The organism is Verrucomicrobium spinosum DSM 4136 = JCM 18804 (assembly GCF_000172155.1).
Classification (GTDB): Bacteria; Verrucomicrobiota; Verrucomicrobiia; order Verrucomicrobiales; family Verrucomicrobiaceae; genus Verrucomicrobium; species Verrucomicrobium spinosum.
Genome location: NZ_ABIZ01000001.1, coordinates 5247627 through 5264500, shown reverse-complemented (window position 1 = coordinate 5264500; position 16874 = coordinate 5247627). Strand labels below are relative to the sequence as shown.

Genomic DNA, 16874 nt, shown 5'->3' with positions numbered 1-16874 from the left:
GGGTCGGTATTTTGAGCCAACGACCCATGTCTGACGACAATAACACCCCTGAGACCTTCAACACCGGCATCGCTGACAATCAGGCCTACGGTGCGGAGCAAATTGACAAACTCGAGGGCCTGGAGGCGGTACGCAAGCGACCGGGAATGTACATCGGGGATCCCGACGAGCGAGGCCTCCACCACTGCGTGTTTGAGGTGCTGGACAACTCGATTGACGAGCATCTGGCGGGCTTCTGCAAGACCATCACGGTGACGATTCATTCCGATGGATCCTGCTCCGTGGAAGACGATGGCCGCGGGATTCCGGTGGAAATCCACCCGAAATTCGGTGTGCCGACGGTGGAGTTGGTGTTGACCAATCTGCATGCAGGCGGCAAGTTCGGCCAGGGGGCGTACAAGTACTCTGGCGGTCTGCACGGGGTGGGGGCGAAGTGCGTAAACGCGCTTTCGGAGTGGTTCAAGGCTGAGGTCTATCGCGGTGGCAAGGCACATGCGATTTCCTTTTCCCGTGGCAAGACGACGGAGCCGCTCACCGTGGTGGGAGATCTGGAAGACCCCACCCGGACGGGCACAAAGATCACATTCTTTCCGGATGCCGAGATCTTCACGGCCACCACAGAATTTCGGTTTGAGTTGCTGGTGAACCGGCTTCGTGAGCTTGCTTTCCTGAACCCCGGGGTGATCATCGTGCTGAAGGATGAGCGGCCTGAGCCCATCCGCGAGGAGACTTTCTTCTACAAGTTCGGTGTGGTGGAGTTTGTGGTGCAGCTTGGCGACAACAAGGTGCTGGTGCATGACAAGCCGGTGGTGCTGCGTGGGCAGCGCTTCATCGAAGTGGAAGACAAGCAGGACATCTGCTTTGTGGACTGTGTGTTGCAGTATAACGACAGCTACTCGGAGCAGATGCTGTGCTTTGCCAACAGCATCCCGAACCCGGATGGTGGCACGCACTTGAGCGGCTTCCGCAGTGCCATGACGCGGGCGATCAACCAGTTCGCAAAAGCGAACAAAATGGTGAAGGAGAGCGATCCGCCGATCACCGGAGAAGACTGCCGCGAAGGCATGGTGTGCATCCTTTCCGTGAAGCTGCCGAACCCGCGCTTCAACTCCCAGACCAAGGGGAAACTGGTGAACGGGGAAGTGGAGGGGGCGGTGAGCAGCGTGGTTTATGAGGGGATGCAGCAGTTCCTGGATGAGAATCCTGGAGTGGCCAAGCGCATCATCGACAAGATCCTCACGGCGGCCCGCGCACGTGAAGCCGCGCGCAAGGCGCGTGAAACGGTGCGCAAGAGTGTGATGACCGGTGGTGGCCTCCCTGGCAAGCTGGCGGACTGCACGGAGCGCGATCCGGCGAAGAGCGAGCTCTTCATCGTGGAAGGTGACTCCGCCGGTGGCTCCGCCAAAGTGGGCCGCGACCGCCGTGTGCAGGCCATCCTGCCGCTGCGAGGCAAGCTGATCAACGTGGAGAAGGCGCGGCTCGACAAGGCGCTGCAGAACCGCGAAATCCAGGCCATGATCACCGCGATCGGCACCGGGATCGGTGACGGTGCGGACGAAGGCAGCTTCCGGCTGGAAAAGGCCCGCTACCACAAGATCATCATCATGACCGATGCTGACGTGGACGGCTCGCACATCCGCACGCTGTTGCTCACCTTCTTCTGCCGCCAGATGCCAGAGCTGGTGCGTCGTGGCTACATTTACATCGCCCAGCCGCCGCTCTACCTCGTGAAGCGCCGCAAGCGCGAAGAGTATGTGCAGGATGACGGGGAGTTGAACCACATCCTCATCGACCTGGGCGCGGAAGAGGTGCGCCTGAGAGTGCTCACGGATTCGGGTGAAAATCCGATGATGGAGAAAGACAAACTGAAGCCCATCCTGGACCTGCTGTCCCGCCTCTCACGGTTCAATGAGGTAATCCGGCGCAACGGGGGCGACTTTGAGAAGTACATCCAGTGCCGGGATCCGGAAACGGGGGCGATGCCCGCCTTCCTGGTGCGCATTCGCGATGGCAATGAGGAGATGGTGAGTTATTTCCTGGGTGACAGGGAGCTTTCCGAGTTTGCCCACGCCAATGCGGATCTGGGCCTTTTTGGCCGCTCCATCGACCCGCCGCCCGTGGTGGCGGGAACGGAGGCTGCTGAACCCCCGGTGGCGGAGAAGCCGGCCGTGAAGGACGGCCGGACGCGTCGTGCCCGGCTCGTGGAGATTCATGAGGCAAACTCGATCAAAAAGCTCCTGGGCCAGCTGTCCGAGCTGGGCCTTTCCCTGGACCACTACAGCAGCCAGGACAAGCCCTTGTTTGAGCTGGTGGAAGGTGAGGGGGACAATGCGAGAGTGCATCCTGTGTTCAGCGTGCCCGGCATCCTGGAAGGGGTGATGAACATCGGCCGCCGTGGGCTGGAAATCCGCCGATTCAAAGGTCTGGGGGAAATGAACGCCAAGGAGCTCTACACGACCACCATGGAACAGAAGACGCGCAAGTTGTTGAGGGTGCGCCTCAACGAGGAGAACGAGATTGAGGCGGACCGTATCTTCACGATTCTCATGGGGGACATCGTGGAGCCCCGCAAGATCTTCATTGAAGAGAACGCGCTCAATGTGCGCAACCTGGACGTGTGACAGACGCCCGGCTGACCATCTGACCCCGCAGAGCTGCCGGTGAGACCGGCGTTCTTTGCACCGACATCGCACTGCCCATTCTTGTGAGCGAAGACAACATCAAGCCCATCAATGTAGAAGAGGAACTCAAAGGTTCTTTCCTCGACTACTCCATGTCCGTCATCATTTCGCGCGCCCTGCCCGACGTGCGAGACGGACTCAAGCCGAGCCAGCGCCGCATTCTGTATGCGATGCACGAGCTCTCGCTCTATCCGCCGAAGAAGCACATGAAGTGTGCGAAGATCTGCGGTGATACCTCAGGGAACTACCACCCGCACGGGGAGGCGGTGATCTACCCCACCCTGGTGAACATGGCGCAGCCGTGGTCCATGCGGGATCCGCTGGTGCATCCGCAGGGGAACTTCGGCTCCGTGGAAGGTGACCCTCCGGCGGCCATGCGTTATACGGAGGCCCGGCTCACCCATTTGGGCGGGCACCTGATGGACGACATGGAGAAGGAGACGGTGGATTTCGTCCCCAACTACGATGAACGTCTCACTGAGCCGGTGGTGTTTCCCGCCGCGTTTCCGAACTTGCTGGTCAACGGCGGCACCGGCATCGCTGTGGGCATGGCCACGAACCTGCCTCCGCACAATCTGCGGGAGATCGTGGATGGCATTTGCGCACAGATCGACAACCCTGAAATCACCCTGCAGGGACTGATGCAGTACGTGCGGGGCCCGGATTTCCCAACGGGCTGTACGTTGTTGGGTACCGCGGGCATCCGTGATTACTTTGAGACCGGGCACGGCTCGTTGCGCATTCGCGGCCATGCCGAAATCTCGGAAACGGGCACCAAGCCCCAGATCATCATCACCGCCATTCCGTACGGTGTGAACCGCGCGGAACTGTGCAAACGCATTGGTGAGCTGGCCTCTGAGAAGATCATTCCTGAAGTGACGGCCATCCGCGACGAGTCGGATGAAAACACGCGTGTGGTGGTGGATCTGCGTCGAGAAGCCCGCCCCCAGGTGGTGCTGAACAATCTCTACAAGCAGACTTCGCTGGAGACGACCTTCTCAGTACACATGCTGGCGATCGACAATCGTCGGCCGCGCCTGCTGTCGCTGAAGGATGCGATCAGTTGCTACATCGAGCACCGCCGCGAGGTGATCATCCGGCGCACGAAGTACCTTCTCAAGCAGGCGGAGATCGATGCCGAGAAGCTTGAAGCGCTCCTGCTGGCCCTGAGCCAGCTGGATGACTTCATCAAGATGATCCGAACGGCTTCGAGTCGTGATGAGGCGGAAAGCCGGATCAAGGCCTACACCTTCACCTTGGAAGCCGCCCAGTCGCTGGGGATCCTGATCCGCTCCCAGCCGAGCATTCGCAGCGGCCGGTATGTCTTCACGGACCTTCAAGTGAAGCACATCCTCGACCTGCGCCTCTATCAACTGACGGCGCTGGAGCGGACAAAACTTCAGGCTGACTACGAAGCCCTGCTTAATACCATCACGGACTTGATGGACATCCTGGCGAAGGAGAGCCGTGTGCTCACCATCATCAAGGATGAGCTGGGCAACATCCGCGCCAAGTACGGCACCGAGCGACTCACCAAGATTGAAGCCGCGGAAGGCGAGATCAACATTGAGGATCTCATTGCCAACGAGCGCAACATCGTCACCATCACGCACCGTGGCTTCGTCAAGCGCACGCTGGCCAGCGAGTTCCGCACGCAGGCACGGGGAGGCAAGGGTCTGAAGGGCATGGAGACGCGGGAGGCGGCGGGTGAAGATGATGCAGCTGACTTTGTGGAGCACCTCTTTGCCGCGAGCGCGCATGACTATTTGATGTTCTTCACCAATACAGGTCGTGTGTATGTGGAGCGTGTCTATCAGGTTCCTGAAATGGCGCGAACAGGCAAGGGGCGAAGCATCAAGAACCTGCTCAACCTCCGGGCTGAGGAGAAGATTGCCGCCGTGCTCCGTCTCGAAGCAGACAGTGACCACGATGAGGGCGTGTGGCGCTCGGACCGCTTCGTCCTGTTTGCGACCAAGGATGGCACGGTGAAGAAGACCGAGCTGGCCGACTTCAAGAACATCCGCAAGGACGGGATCATCGCGGTAAAGCTGGATGAAGGAAATGACCTGATCCAGGTCATCCTTACCAATGGTTCCAGTGAAATCTGCCTCGTCACCAGTGAGGGCATGTGCGTGAAGTGTGAGGAAACGGACATCCGCCCCATGGGCCGCGCTGCTGCCGGCGTGATGGGCATTCGCCCGGGTGAGACCGACCACGTTGTCTCACTGACAGCGGTGGATGAGACCGCTCAGCTTCTGGTGGTATCGGAGAACGGCCTGGGTAAACGCACGCCGTTTGAAGAATATCGCAAGACCAACCGCGGTGCCAAAGGTGTGACCACCATGAACGTGACCGAGAAGACCGGCAACGTGGTGGCAGCCATGGCGGTGCATGAAGATGACGAGCTCATGCTCATGACCAGCAGTGGTCAGAGCGTGCGCATCCGGGTGGCGGATATCCGCCAGACGGGCCGCAATGCCCAAGGTGTGAAGCTCATGAACCTGAGCGAGGGTGAAACCATCCAGGATGTGGCGAAGGTTATTCCTGACGACGAAGAGAAAGTCGAAGGTGAAATCTTGGGTGCGGAGGGGCGGGCTTCCGCAGTGGAGGCATCTGAGGCCTCCGATCCTAGTGCATCTTCCCCGGAAACTACTGTGGGTGACGCCGCCGCTGGCGACGACAACGCTGAGGTTTCCTAGGTTTTTTCTCCTGTCCGCACAGCAGACTCAAAATTCACAACGCCTTCCTTCACCGGATCTTCCGGATGAGGGAAGGCGTTTAAATTTTGATGACTTGTCGAAACAACTTGAAGTAGAGCATCCTTTTCTTGAAGTGCATGCGATGGTATATTGTCAGTGTGTCTCCTTCCTTCGGGCAGGAGATTCCTCTCGGATCTTTCGCACCTCAAAATTTCTGCTGCCATGCCAACCAATGTTCTGGGTACTGAGCTGAAGTGCTGCTGCAAGAAGCCCCTGACCGGCTTTTACCGGGATGGATACTGTCGCACCGGATCGGAAGACCGTGGTCTGCACACAGTGTGTGCGGTGATGACGGATGACTTTCTCCTTTTCTCACAGGCCTGTGGGAATGACCTGCTGACCCCGGTTCCGGAATGGGGTTTCAGTGGGTTGAAGAACGGGGACAAATGGTGTCTCTGCGTGACCCGTTGGAAGGAGGCCCTGGAGGCGGGCTGGGCACCGGATGTGGTGCTGGAAGCCACCCACATGTCGGCTCTGGAGTTTGTCTCGCTGGAAGATTTAAAGCGTTTTGAGTTCAAGGACCAGGAAGCCAAGTAGGGGGGGTGCCGGGTGCTTCTGGGGATGTGTTCCTGGGAACTCACGAGTTGGAGGGCTTCGGATCACGAAGCGCCTCCGAAGAAGTCAGTGTGGCTGCGTTTGTGAAAACGCGGTCCGGCGGCAAGGTGCGCAGCGGGTGGAGTGTCCGGCTCAGGGCCGCGCGACCTCCGCACTTTTACAAGTGCAGCCACGAGTTGCGAGATGAGTGCTTCAGATCACAAAGCGCCCAAAGAAGTCAGTGTGGCTGCGTTTGTGAAAACGCGGTCCGGCCACAAGGTGCGCAGCGGGTGGAGTGGCCGGTTCGGGGCCGCGCGATCTCCGCCCTTTCACAAGTGCGGCCGCGAGCTTTCTTTGGTTGCGATTTCATTCGCGAGAAGTGGCAGAGCTGCGGCTCGGGGGACGGAGGCTACGCCTTAACCCTTCCTGGCAACGACCAGCGGAGGCATGCCGGTGATGTACTGAAGGCGGTCCGCGTAGTGGGTGGGGTCGATGATCGTGGCAGTGCGGGGCAGGGGGCGGGCGACGATGATACCGGCATGGAACTTGAACCGGTTCAGGTACGTGGAGAGGGAGTCATCCAGCACGACGGCCTTGTGGTTCTTGGAGGCGTGCATGAAGTGGAGGACGCCGTCCTTCGTGCGGTAGGCCAGTCCCACGTGGGAGCAATGGCCCCCGGTCTGGTTGGTGACGATCCCGATGATGTCCCCGTTTTGGAGGTTCTTTTCCATCGCCGCCACTTTGGACTTTGGGATGTAGCTGAAGGGGAGAGAGCTTTCCCGGCGCTCGATGCGCCCCATTTCTGGCAGCATCGAGGGATCATTTTTCAGGTAGCGGTAGCCTTTCCAGAGCACGGTCATCTCCTGACACTTTCTCCCGACCAGAGGGGTGGTGGGCCCCACGTCTGAGGTGACGTTGAGCACATTCCCACGGGCTTCGTTGTCATACCACCATTCCGCCAGGTAGTGGATCCGCTCCAAGTAGAATCCAGTGCAGACGCCTCCTCGATAGCGGGTCCACTCGATCTCGGCGAGGAGGTCGCTCGGTGTGTAGGCGGGCTTGGGGGTTCCGATCATGCGGGCCAGACCGAGCGCGGTCTCGAAGTAGGTCCAGCAGTCCAGGCCGTTGAAGTTGCAGGAGGCGGACTCGATCTTGTTGTCGATCTCCAGGGTGTACCCTACGTATGGGGTGCCGCGCAGGGCCAGGCCGAACTGGGCCACTCGTTCGCCCATGGGGAGGGCGCGCCAGTTCTCCCGGAGCGCTCTCGCCACCAGGGCTTGGAATTTGTCCTCCCCTTTGAAGGTGACGGATTGGGGGAGGTACTCGCGGGCCTGAGCCTGATACTGACCGATCATTCCCAGGAAAAAGGCGGCAAATGCGCCCAGCGCGGTCTGGACGAGGCGGCTTCGGGGAACGGCGGACGAATGGGAAGGGGATCGTTGGGCCATAGGGCGAGGCTGGCTACTTAGTAGGCAAACTCGGCCTCCGCGCTCAATGTTGAGGCGACTTTTTCTTCGTGGAGGCCGTAGATGGCGGGAATGGCTCGGCTGATAGCCGTCAGATTTAGGTCGGCGTGCTCCAAGCAGGCCTGAAAGGCACCAGCGGCATCTCCTCCGGCAAGCAGAGGTTGTGCCGACTGGACGATTTGCTCCAGGGTGGACTGGTTTACAAAGGGCTCCAGGCCGTAGCCGAGCATGCAGCACAGTTGCATCTGGTTCATTTCCAGGACGAAGAGCACAATACGGCAGCCACCCCCCTTTTCCATGGCGCTGACCAGACTGCCGCGATTGAGCAGCCAAAAGGTATAGGCTCGCAGCGGCACCTGAGGGGGGATCTGAAGGGTGACGCAGGCGAACTGGAGCTGCGGGAAACGTCGCTCTTTTTGGCGGATCATCTCCTGAAGCTCCGCAGTCTGGCTTGGCGTGAGCATGCCTGCCAGATCCGTGACGTCTGGTCGCAACCGTGGCACCATGCCCAGGTGCTGCACGGCAATGGTGAGATCGAAGCTGCAATGCGGGCACGCCGGGGAGACTTCATGGAGGCTCTGTTGACAAACGGGGCACCGCATGAGGGGAGTGTAACCGCCGCAACTGCGAGAGCAAGAAGAAGGAATGGTGCCGCATTCTGGGTTGCAAGCCCGCCCGGGCTTCGCTAATGACCTTGAATGAGCAAGCTCCTCAATCGAGTCGCAGTAGTCACCGGTGCTGGCCGTGGGATCGGTCGTGCCATCGCAGAACGTTTTGCCGCAGAAGGCGCGAAGGTTGCCATCGTCAGCCGCACGGAAAACAGTTCCCAAGGAGCTGCCGAGGCCATCAATGCTGCCTATCCGGGAGCCGCGAAGGCGTATGCTGTGGATGTGGCCGATGCCGCCGCCGTGCTGGCGATGGGCAAACAGGTGCTGGCCGATCTGGGCAGCGTGGACATTCTGGTGAACAACGCTGGCGTCACGCGCGATGGCCTGGCCCTGCGCATGAGCGACGAGGATTGGGATGTCGTTCTCAACACCAACCTCAAAGGGGCATTCAATCTTGTGAAAGCCTTCCAGCGCTCCATCCTCAAGTCAAAGACCGGTCGCATCATCAACGTGGCCAGCGTCATTGGTCTGATCGGCAATGCTGGCCAGTGCAACTATGCGGCGAGCAAGGCTGGCCTCATTGGCTTCAGCAAATCGCTGGCCCGCGAGTTTGCGGGGCGCGCCGTTACCGTCAACGCCATCGCTCCCGGGTTCATCGTCACAGACATGACCAATGAACTGAACGACGCCCAGAAGGAAGGGGTGCTCAAGCAGATCCCGCTCGCCACCTTCGGTGAGGCGGTGGACATCGCCAACGCCGCAGCCTTCCTCGCGAGCGACGAAGCGCGCTACATCACGGGCCAGACGCTGGCGGTGGATGGCGGCATGGTGATGTGATTCCGGTAAAACGGTGGTCCGGTAATTCGGTGAACCAGTAGTTCAGTTTTTGCGGGGCGGACGTGTGTGAGCACGTTCGCCCTTTTTCGTGGCAGTCCTCAGTTCATGTACTCCCGCCACTTGTTGCGCAGAGTCAGGGCGGATTCCAGCCAAGCGGCGAAGGTGGGACTTCCGGGAACCACCCAGTGGCCGCTCTGGTCCCAATAGTTCACGGGACTGTTGAGGCCGCCATCGCTCGGAACGACCCAGTAGCAAGCGTTGGAGGCCATTGCGATAGGATAGAGGCGTTCCTCCTGCCAGGTCGGTATGACGTGCTCCCAGTCGGAGGTGATTTCCTCCATCCCATCAAGCCTGAGGAACTGGGCGTACTCGCCGTCAGGCGATTCTGGTGAAGGACAGGCGAATTCTACTCCGGCCAGCGGGAGCGACGTCACGAGGCCCTCCCACCAGGTGGGGACCTTGAGCTGGGGCAGCGTGCGCGCGATCGCGCCAGGCTCAAGAACTTCACCGCGCGACCCGTCTTTTGCGACTGTCTCCAGAAGCTGCCGCAGGGGTGTGGCCACCTCGGGCGGGGCGGTGGCCCACCAGTTGGACGTGGCGATGGGGTCGGGCTGGGTATCCAGGCTGGCGAGTAGGGCCACCACCTCGGTGGACTTGGTGTACAAGGCACCGTCCAACGCGGTTTTGCGTCTGCGGTCACGGGCTTTGGGATTAGCGCCCGCCTCCAGAAGGACTTTCACGGCAGGCAGGCTTCCTTTGAAAGCGGCGTGCATCAAAGCGGTCTCGCCGCGGCTGTTGGGGCGGTCCACCTCGGCACCCAGTGTCAACAGGGCCTTGATGGTTTCCGGCTGCCCTCTGCCCGCAGCATGTTCCAGCAGGGTGGCGCTGGCGCCGTAGTTGGCATCCACGAGGAACTCCTCACCGGCTTCCTGAAGGGCCTTCACACATTCCAGGAACTTTTCCACCTTTCCTGTGCGGACGTAGAGTTCCAAGTCGTTCTTGATGCGGGCGATGGAATCGGAGGACATAGGGGTCGGGGTAGTGTGGCAATTATAGGTGTTCCATGCGCCAAAAATCAAGTGTGGCTGTGAGCCTCTCTTTGGACATGCGGTTGAGTTTCTCGGGCAGGCTCCGCACGCGGCGAGGCTTGATCCTGTCAATGGACCTTGGTGCCGTAGCGAGCCAGACCGCCACAACTCCTTCGGAGTAGATTCCCGAACCTCATCTTCCCAACGTAGACTCGCTTGAAGCTCGCCCAACGTTGGGCTTGTGGCCACATCCTCTTCGAGGAAGAGCTTCGACTGACCATTCGCACTGCAGGGTTTAAGGGCCCTTCAAGTCTGGATTATCTCTTGCACACGCCCTAGTACAGCTGAACGGCGGCGGTGTGGGGATTGATGACCAGGACGCGGTGGTTGGGGGGAGGGGTGGTCTCGTCTTTTATTTCCTCTTCCAGTGCGAGGGTCAGGCACCAGCGGTCGGTGGAGCCTTTGTCCAGATCCGTGGTGCCGGAGGCCTTGAGCGTGTAGTAGCCGTCGGGGATGGTCGTGGATTTGTGCTTGAGCAGGGTGGAGTGCACTTCGTTCTCCAGCACCACGACACCGGGATCGAGGAAAATGGGCTCGCCCACGGGGCTGGACTGGCCGGTGGTGGGCTCCACGGCATAGATCTGCACACCCCGCAGACGGTTGGCGGGACTGATGTCCAGTGTGCGGCGGAGCAGGCGGACCTCGAGGCTGCGATTCTCCCGCACGGCCTGAAGGGTTGCGGCACCGTGTTCACCCGCGAGTCGGGTGGCGGAGGCGCTGAGCCGCTGGGACTGCAGGGACTGGTTGAGCCCGCCGATGGAGAGGCTCATGATGACACTGGCCACGGCGATCACCACGATGAGCTCCACCAGGGTGAATCCGCGGGGCAGGGGGCACGGGGTGAGACAGGGTGGGTTCATTGAAATAAACAGGCGGGTGATCTGGTGTGGTCCATCTGCCACTGCGGCTACGGTGTGGTCGTGGGATTCTTCTGTTTCTCCGTATGCCACTTGGCGGCGCGGATGGAGACTGTGGTGTTGAAGATGCGGTGTTGCAGGTTCATGGTGGTCAGGGTTGCGGAGAGTTCGGTCAGGTCGTCCTCCAGCTTGGCGGGCCGGGTGAAGAGCTCGTTGTTGACGAGATTCACCAGCTCTGTGGAGAGGGTTTCATCGTGCTCCACCCGGAGCCAGGAGCTTTCATCCAGAGCCACGAGCACGATTCGGATGGCCGGAGGCAGTTGGTGACGGCGGGCGGCATCCACATCAGAGATATTGCCGCTGGAGAGCTGGCAGCTGCGTGTGTCATAGAGGTAGTCATCCGGCGGGGTGGGTTGTCCGGGGAAGGTGGGGCGGATGATGAGGGCCAGGATGTTCTCTGCGAGGGGCTCGGACCGGCTCTGCAAAGGTGTGCGGAACCAGGAGTACAGATCCGTGGCGGTGGCGGCGGCATGCAGGGCCGGTCGGGTGCCTGCGGTGGCATTGGCGGGGAGCTTGAAGAGATCAAAGTTCTCCGAAGGCTGGCGGAACTCCATAAGCCGGAAGCGCCGCTTTTCCGGATGGGTGGGGGAGGCTTGATTCATGAACCCGGGTCGGGTGGGAAGGTCGGAGTTGAACTCCACATAGTAGCCCCAGGCGTTCAGGGCCTGGTCAAGCCCGGCGCCGGGTTGGGTGGCGGGATCCAGATGATCCACGCCCAGGGGGGCCTGGAAGAACACACTGTGCCCGATGGTGGGATTGGCCATGGAGGTGAGCAGGGTGGAAGCCGGGCCGGACACATAGTGCAGTTCTGACTGCCGCTGGTAGTAGGTGGGCTGGTTGGGGTCGTTGTAGTCCCAGTAGTTGTTCAGGGTGGCCTGGGAGAGCTGGCGGGAGATGCTCTCAAAGGCCTCACGCGCGCTGCGGAAGGCCTCGGCCTGGGACTTGGTGCGCTGCCAGGTCTGCTGGGTGGTGCCCATGATCTGCACCATGAGCGTGAGCAGGATGGAGGTGATGGTCATGGAGACGAGCATCTCCAGCAGGGTGAAGGCGGGGGTGTGCAGGCGGCGGTTCATGGAAGCAACGGGAGTCAGGGGGTGTCATCCATCTGGGCGATCTGCGTGGCGTAGGTGTTGCAGCGCGGGGTGCCAAAGTCTGCGGGGCTGGAGCCGGTGACGACCTCGATGCAGAGGAGACGCAGCCGGGGATTGGTGGCCGTGCTGCCGGGCAGGGGTGGGGCATTCTGCACCCGGGCCCTGGCCAGGTAGGTGACCTGTGCGCTATCCAGGCTTTCCAGTTCACCTCCTTGATAATCGAAGGCATAAGTGCGGCTGGCGTAGCCGGAACTGGTGATTTCCTGCCAGGTGTTCATCTGGGCCTGGCCGGCGAGCGTCTGCAGGATGCGGGCGTGGGCGGCAGTGTTGGCAGACTGGCGCATGCCATCCAGGCCCGCCGGGAGGAGGCCCAGGAGGGTCATGGCCACGGTGGCCGTCACGGCCACCGCCAGGGTCACCTCAACAAGGGAGAAGGCGGAGGCAAAGCGGGCCCGGCACAGACGGGCTCGCACGTCGGGGGAAACTGGTTTCATGGGGAGTGGCGGTGCTTGATTGAGGGTAGAGGTGCATGAAGGGAGGACGGAATGTCACGGGGCGAACTGCTTGCGCTGGATGACGCGGAAACGGTAGTGGTCGTCCAGGGCGGCTGAGGAGTTGCCGGGGTTGGTGATGAAGTTGGGCAGACCGGTGATGTTGGGGTCGAGGTACCGCTCCAGGATGGCGGAGCCGCGGTAGTCACTGGAGATCATGTCCCGCGTCTCATCCCACCGGTTGGCGCTGGTGGAGCGGGACTTCCGCAACGACTGCACGCGATAGTGCACCTGGAAGACATTCGACCGCGTGGTGAGGCGCGGGTAGAGCTGGTTGTACGGTGACTCCCGGGTGTTGTCGCCGGTGAGTTCCATGGCATCCTTCTGGGTGTTCAGGGCGCCGTTCCACCAGTCGGTCATTTCCTCGTACTGGGGATTGCGGGAAGGCTTGCCGCCCGCTGCCGTGCTGTAGGTGCGGCCGGGGATCATCTGCGGCACCAGGAAGACTTCGCAGATTTCCGAGGCCGAGCGGAACACGTCTTTCTGGGTGTTGAAGCGGTGGGTGAACGCCTTGAGTGTCTCCGCCACATTCACGTCATAGGTGGTCTCAAACTTCATCCAGTGGCCGGACGATTTGTAGCACTCCTCCACGCCATTGGTGATGTCGCGGTAGTTGGTCCGGTCGCTGTTTCCCACCCAGGCCAGGGCGGCGGGCATGGCTCGTACTCTCACGCTGCGCAGGGCGGCATGCAGGGCGGTGGCCCGTTGCAGATAGGTGAAGGGCAGCATCTGGTGATTCATGTTCACCTTGCCAGCGGTGGAGAAGGGCTCGCTGATGGCATAGGGCTCCACAATGGGCATCCAGAAGGAGTCCAGAAGCAGGTGATCCCGAGGGAGCGTGAAACCAAAGTGATCCGCTGCGACGGGTTGCTGAAGCGCCAGGGTGCTGCGGGAGTGAGGGTTGGGGCAGAAGAGGAGGGTCTGCCAGGGGCGGGAGACTGCGGTGGTGGCATTCCCCAGCACGCCACTGGGCAGCGAGCCAAAGGCAACCGCAGAGGCGATTTGCCGGTTGGGGGAGTAGGCCTTGCCGCTGTCCTCGGCGAATCCTCCACGCTCGAAGTACTTGTTGGCGCTGCCATCATAGCCGCCTTCATCCGGCTTGTTGATGTAGGCGCCGTCTTCCACCCGGCCGATGCCGTTGTCCCAGTCACCCGGCCGGTTCAATGAATTATAGGCCCCGTTGAGTTTGATCGGTCCAGCAGGCTGGCAGTCCTGCCAGTAGAAGACGTCCCTCAACAGGCCATAGGGCTTGGTGCTGGAGAGATTGGGGGAGGCGCCGGTCCATTCCCACCCCGCGGTCTGCCAGGAGTGCTGGGCTCCGTCCGCAATGCTGTCAAAGTAGCCCGGTGCAACAATGTTGGGGTGGCCATAGTGGCCGGTATGGGTCTTGGAGGCCAGCCGCAAGCTCTGGGCCTCGTACACGAAGCTGCCCTTCGTTCCGTCGGCATCATAGAAGTATTCTGGATGAGGCTTGTAGTGATCGGCAGTCACCAAAGCCTTGGCGCAGATGATGCGGTAGTCTCCACCGCTGGGGGAGGTGGGTGCGGCATTCACGACGACGGAACGGATGACGTCACCAGGGCGGGTCACTTCTGACTGGAAGCTGCCCTGGTCAATGCGGCGTTGGAGGCCCATAAGCGGTGTGTCCTTCCATTCGCCGAGATAAAGCCGCGGCGTGCGCAGCTTCACGGTGGGAAAGCGCATCTTGATCGTCTGAAGCGGCGTGTCGTTGGGGCCGGGTGCCGGACCGTAGCCCGAGTAGATCTTGATCGTGATCTCCTGTTTTGATCCGTCGTCGCCGGGATTGCCGGGAAAGGTGAAGGTGCCCTGGTCGGGGTCCACTGGGATCTCCCGGCCGATGAAGGGGTAGCAGTTGTTTTCATCCGCAGCGCCCGCGAGCTCGCGCGGTTTTTTGTCCATAATGATCGCCTGCAGTCCCGTGTAGGAGGTCATATGGGCATTTTCATCGGTGCTGCTGTTGGAGCGCTCTGTGCGAACGGTGTTCAGGGTGCCAATGTCGGCGAACATCGCGGTGGTGCCGTTGATCTTCCAGGACTCCAGCCCCTCAATGCGGTAGCGGATGTTCGCGCTGTAGGGGGGCATGCCCACCACAGGCGTGAAGGGCTGGATGATGATGTAGGGCCGCATCTTGAGGGTTCGGTCTGCCCACTTCTGCGCGGGTTCGCCGCTGTCTGCGTAGAGGTTTTGCACGCCTTCGAACTTGGCCTTGTTCACCTCGATCGGGTCGAAGCTGTCCCGCAGCACGGTGTTGTTCTTGGCCCTGATCTCTGTTGGCATGAAGACCACGGCCACCTCGACCACGGTGGGCCAGCGGCCGAAGGCCTTGAGTCCATCCGGGGGAACGGGGCCGCCGTCTGGCAAGGCGCTTACCTTGGTGGGCAGGGCCGAGCTCTCGCCGACCAAGCCGCCGGATTGCCTCACATAGGCGCGGGGCGGGACGTAGGCGTAGCTCTTCGTGAAGTCGATCGACCCGGCGGCATTGCGTTCCGCGTACCAGGAGTTCACGCCCCAGCGTTGCAGGTCGAACATTTGCAGGAGGATCTGGTTGCGGTTCAGTTCGCCATACTTGGTGACAAACGTGTCGGTGCCAAAACCAGGCACGGGCTTCGCGGTGAGGGACTGAAGATACGAGAAGATCTGCTGGTTGTGTTGCAGATTGAAGTCCGCATCCGGGCTTTGCGAGGAGCCAGGGTTGGAATCAGAAACCCACTTTTGGGCGCGGTACCACGCGGCGGTCTGCCCGGATGAAGTGGCAGCGAAGGCAATGAGCCGGTCTTTGGGGTTGCGGGTGTTGGGATCCGCAAAAAGGGGCCAGAGACAGAGGCGGGGGCGGTTGAAGAGATTGGTCTCCGGAGCGCGACTGTGTGCGGTGAGGAAGGCGCGGGCCATGCGGATCTCATCGCCATCCACGCGGCTGGCGGAGTCGTTCGACTTGCGTTTGCCTGAATCCAGGTTCGAGGCATAAAAGAACTCATCCACGGAGGCGAAGATGCGCTCCGCCTTCACCGGGAGTCCGGTGTTGACGGTGACGGCCCTCGTTCCGGCCCAGGAGCTTTGACCCTGCTCTCCCCAGTTGGTGCGGGGCAGCATGTCGTAAAGGTTCTTGAAATAATCTGGACTGGCATAGCTGGCCTCTCCCGTGCCTGCGGTGTAGGCGGAGCTCATCTGCTGGGTGAGGCGGGTGAAGGCGGGATCGAAGCTCTTCATCACCGTGCTGAGGCAGGTCATGGCCGGATGCCCGGGGAAGCGTTGGAACTCGTTCTGCCCTGGCATGAACTTGGCCCAGTTCTGGTCCTGCCAGGAGGTCCCCACCGGCACATCCCAGGGCACTCCTTCACTGGCGGTGTTGATGTTGACCTTGCAGGACTCGTCATCCGTCCAGAAGGCAATGCGGCCGGTGATGGGATTGGCGGTGGTGACAACGGAGGCATCAAAGAGCGCCTCGCCATTCTGCTCGCCCGTGGGTACCACCAGACGGCCGTCCTCACACACATACATCCAGCGTACGGGCATGGGCAGCGGGTGGGAGGCGTCCGTGCCGGGAAGGGCGGAGAGGATACGGGCACCGTCGATGCGGCCGTCGCTGCTGCCAACAAGATCAGCCACCCCGTCGGCATTGGAGTCGAAGACGCTCACGTCCATGATGGGGAAGGTCTTCCTGAGGAAGGTCTGCGTGCCGGAAGCAAGAGGCGTGACCACCGGCTCGTTGAGATCCGTGAAGTGGGCCTTCCTGGTCTCCCATCCATTGAGACCTGCCGCCTCGGTGGTGGAGTCAAAGGCGGCCCCAGTCACCATGGCATCCGAAGAGTAGAGGCGATAGGCCTGGATGAGGCTGGCGCGATTCGAAGGGCCTGGCTCTGTACCAAACACGCGGATCATGCCAGGCTGGGAGGTCCACGACTTGCCATCACCCAGGCCGGAAGTTGCCTGCCGGATCTGGCCCATCACCACATTCACGGGGAGGTCCGCCAGGGTGCGCACATCCGTGATGCGGGCGTACGATGATGAGGCGCGCGTCTCCGTGCGGCTCATGGAGAGCACGGCAAGCACCAGCACCATGAGCAGCGCCAAAACGCAGAGCACGGAGATCAAGGCCATGCCGGAAGAGGTTCTTTGCTGCGCCCGCATATTGCTACCCGTGGTAGTGATGGACTGCTCCAGGTTCATAAGAATGAATCGCGGTGAGTACGATGTAATGACGAATTGGGACTCGATTCAAGACTTAAATCTCAAAAGAGTGCCGCTTGTGATTCAACCATCAGAGCATGAGGGGGCGGGCCGGGCGTGCCGGTCTCCACCCGCCCGATGTCCCGGGGGATGA

Annotated in this window: 11 protein-coding genes; 4 read left to right on the top strand and 7 right to left on the bottom strand. The window is 61.1% G+C overall.

Annotation, left to right across the window (positions count from 1 at the left end):
• Window positions 1-26: 26 nt before the first annotated feature.
• From gyrB to VSP_RS21405, 3 genes are all read left to right on the top strand, one after another.
• The gene (gyrB, locus tag VSP_RS21415; RefSeq protein ID WP_009963256.1) at window positions 27-2621 is read left to right on the top strand and encodes a DNA topoisomerase (ATP-hydrolyzing) subunit B; all 2595 of its coding nucleotides are present in this window, start codon (window positions 27-29) and stop codon (window positions 2619-2621) included.
• A gap of 83 nt (window positions 2622-2704) precedes the next feature.
• The gene (gene gyrA, locus VSP_RS21410; RefSeq protein ID WP_009963255.1) at window positions 2705-5380 is read left to right on the top strand and encodes a DNA gyrase subunit A; all 2676 of its coding nucleotides are present in this window, start codon (window positions 2705-2707) and stop codon (window positions 5378-5380) included.
• Window positions 5381-5602: 222 nt separating this feature from the next.
• Window positions 5603-5977, top strand: coding sequence for a DUF2237 family protein (locus VSP_RS21405; RefSeq protein WP_009963254.1), 375 nt, complete (start codon window positions 5603-5605; stop codon window positions 5975-5977).
• 413 nt (window positions 5978-6390) lie between these two features.
• Here VSP_RS21405 and VSP_RS36595 read toward each other — a convergent pair whose 3' ends face one another.
• Entirely contained in the window at window positions 6391-7422 is a 1032-nt protein-coding gene (locus tag VSP_RS36595) for an N-acetylmuramoyl-L-alanine amidase-like domain-containing protein (RefSeq protein ID WP_081452640.1), read from the bottom strand.
• Window positions 7423-7439: 17 nt separating this feature from the next.
• Window positions 7440-8042: a TPM domain-containing protein gene (locus tag VSP_RS21395; RefSeq protein ID WP_044133625.1), complete on the bottom strand. Its 603-nt coding sequence runs from the start codon at window positions 8040-8042 to the stop codon at window positions 7440-7442.
• A 96-nt stretch (window positions 8043-8138) separates the two neighbouring features.
• Between VSP_RS21395 and fabG the strand changes: the two genes are divergently transcribed.
• Window positions 8139-8885, top strand: coding sequence for a 3-oxoacyl-[acyl-carrier-protein] reductase (gene fabG / locus VSP_RS21390; protein ID WP_009963251.1), 747 nt, complete (start codon window positions 8139-8141; stop codon window positions 8883-8885).
• 98 nt (window positions 8886-8983) lie between these two features.
• On the opposite strand, the gene VSP_RS39785 is transcribed toward fabG, so the two are convergent.
• The 5 genes from VSP_RS39785 to vccA all read right to left on the bottom strand — a co-directional run bounded on the left by VSP_RS39785 (window position 8984) and on the right by vccA (window position 16651).
• Window positions 8984-9913 carry an ankyrin repeat domain-containing protein gene (locus VSP_RS39785; RefSeq protein ID WP_009963249.1) on the bottom strand — a complete coding sequence of 310 codons (930 nt, stop codon included), beginning with the start codon at window positions 9911-9913 and terminating at the stop codon, window positions 8984-8986.
• Window positions 9914-10248: 335 nt separating this feature from the next.
• Window positions 10249-10833, bottom strand: coding sequence for a Verru_Chthon cassette protein D (vccD, locus tag VSP_RS21380; protein WP_009963248.1), 585 nt, complete (start codon window positions 10831-10833; stop codon window positions 10249-10251).
• 47 nt (window positions 10834-10880) lie between these two features.
• The gene (gene vccC / locus VSP_RS36585; RefSeq protein ID WP_009963246.1) at window positions 10881-11963 is read right to left on the bottom strand and encodes a Verru_Chthon cassette protein C; all 1083 of its coding nucleotides are present in this window, start codon (window positions 11961-11963) and stop codon (window positions 10881-10883) included.
• A gap of 14 nt (window positions 11964-11977) precedes the next feature.
• Entirely contained in the window at window positions 11978-12475 is a 498-nt protein-coding gene (gene vccB / locus VSP_RS21370; protein ID WP_009963244.1) for a Verru_Chthon cassette protein B, read from the bottom strand.
• 54 nt (window positions 12476-12529) lie between these two features.
• Window positions 12530-16651, bottom strand: a complete 4122-nt coding sequence (gene vccA, locus VSP_RS21365) for a Verru_Chthon cassette protein A (RefSeq protein ID WP_081452895.1) — start codon at window positions 16649-16651, stop codon at window positions 12530-12532.
• Window positions 16652-16874 lie beyond the last annotated feature (223 nt).

Excerpts from the sequence above, each read along its gene's own strand:
- gyrB (WP_009963256.1), top strand. The coding sequence starts at position 27 with ATGTCTGACGACAATAACACCCCTGAGACCTTCAACACCGGCATCGCT.
- VSP_RS21405 (WP_009963254.1), top strand. The coding sequence starts at position 5,603 with ATGCCAACCAATGTTCTGGGTACTGAGCTGAAGTGCTGCTGCAAGAAG.
- VSP_RS36595 (WP_081452640.1), bottom strand. The coding sequence starts at position 7,422 with ATGGCCCAACGATCCCCTTCCCATTCGTCCGCCGTTCCCCGAAGCCGC.
- VSP_RS21395 (WP_044133625.1), bottom strand. The coding sequence starts at position 8,042 with ATGCGGTGCCCCGTTTGTCAACAGAGCCTCCATGAAGTCTCCCCGGCG.
- fabG (WP_009963251.1), top strand. The coding sequence starts at position 8,139 with ATGAGCAAGCTCCTCAATCGAGTCGCAGTAGTCACCGGTGCTGGCCGT.
- VSP_RS39785 (WP_009963249.1), bottom strand. The coding sequence starts at position 9,913 with ATGTCCTCCGATTCCATCGCCCGCATCAAGAACGACTTGGAACTCTAC.
- vccD (WP_009963248.1), bottom strand. The coding sequence starts at position 10,833 with ATGAACCCACCCTGTCTCACCCCGTGCCCCCTGCCCCGCGGATTCACC.
- vccC (WP_009963246.1), bottom strand. The coding sequence starts at position 11,963 with ATGAACCGCCGCCTGCACACCCCCGCCTTCACCCTGCTGGAGATGCTC.
- vccB (WP_009963244.1), bottom strand. The coding sequence starts at position 12,475 with ATGAAACCAGTTTCCCCCGACGTGCGAGCCCGTCTGTGCCGGGCCCGC.
- vccA (WP_081452895.1), bottom strand. The coding sequence starts at position 16,651 with ATGGCCTTGATCTCCGTGCTCTGCGTTTTGGCGCTGCTCATGGTGCTG.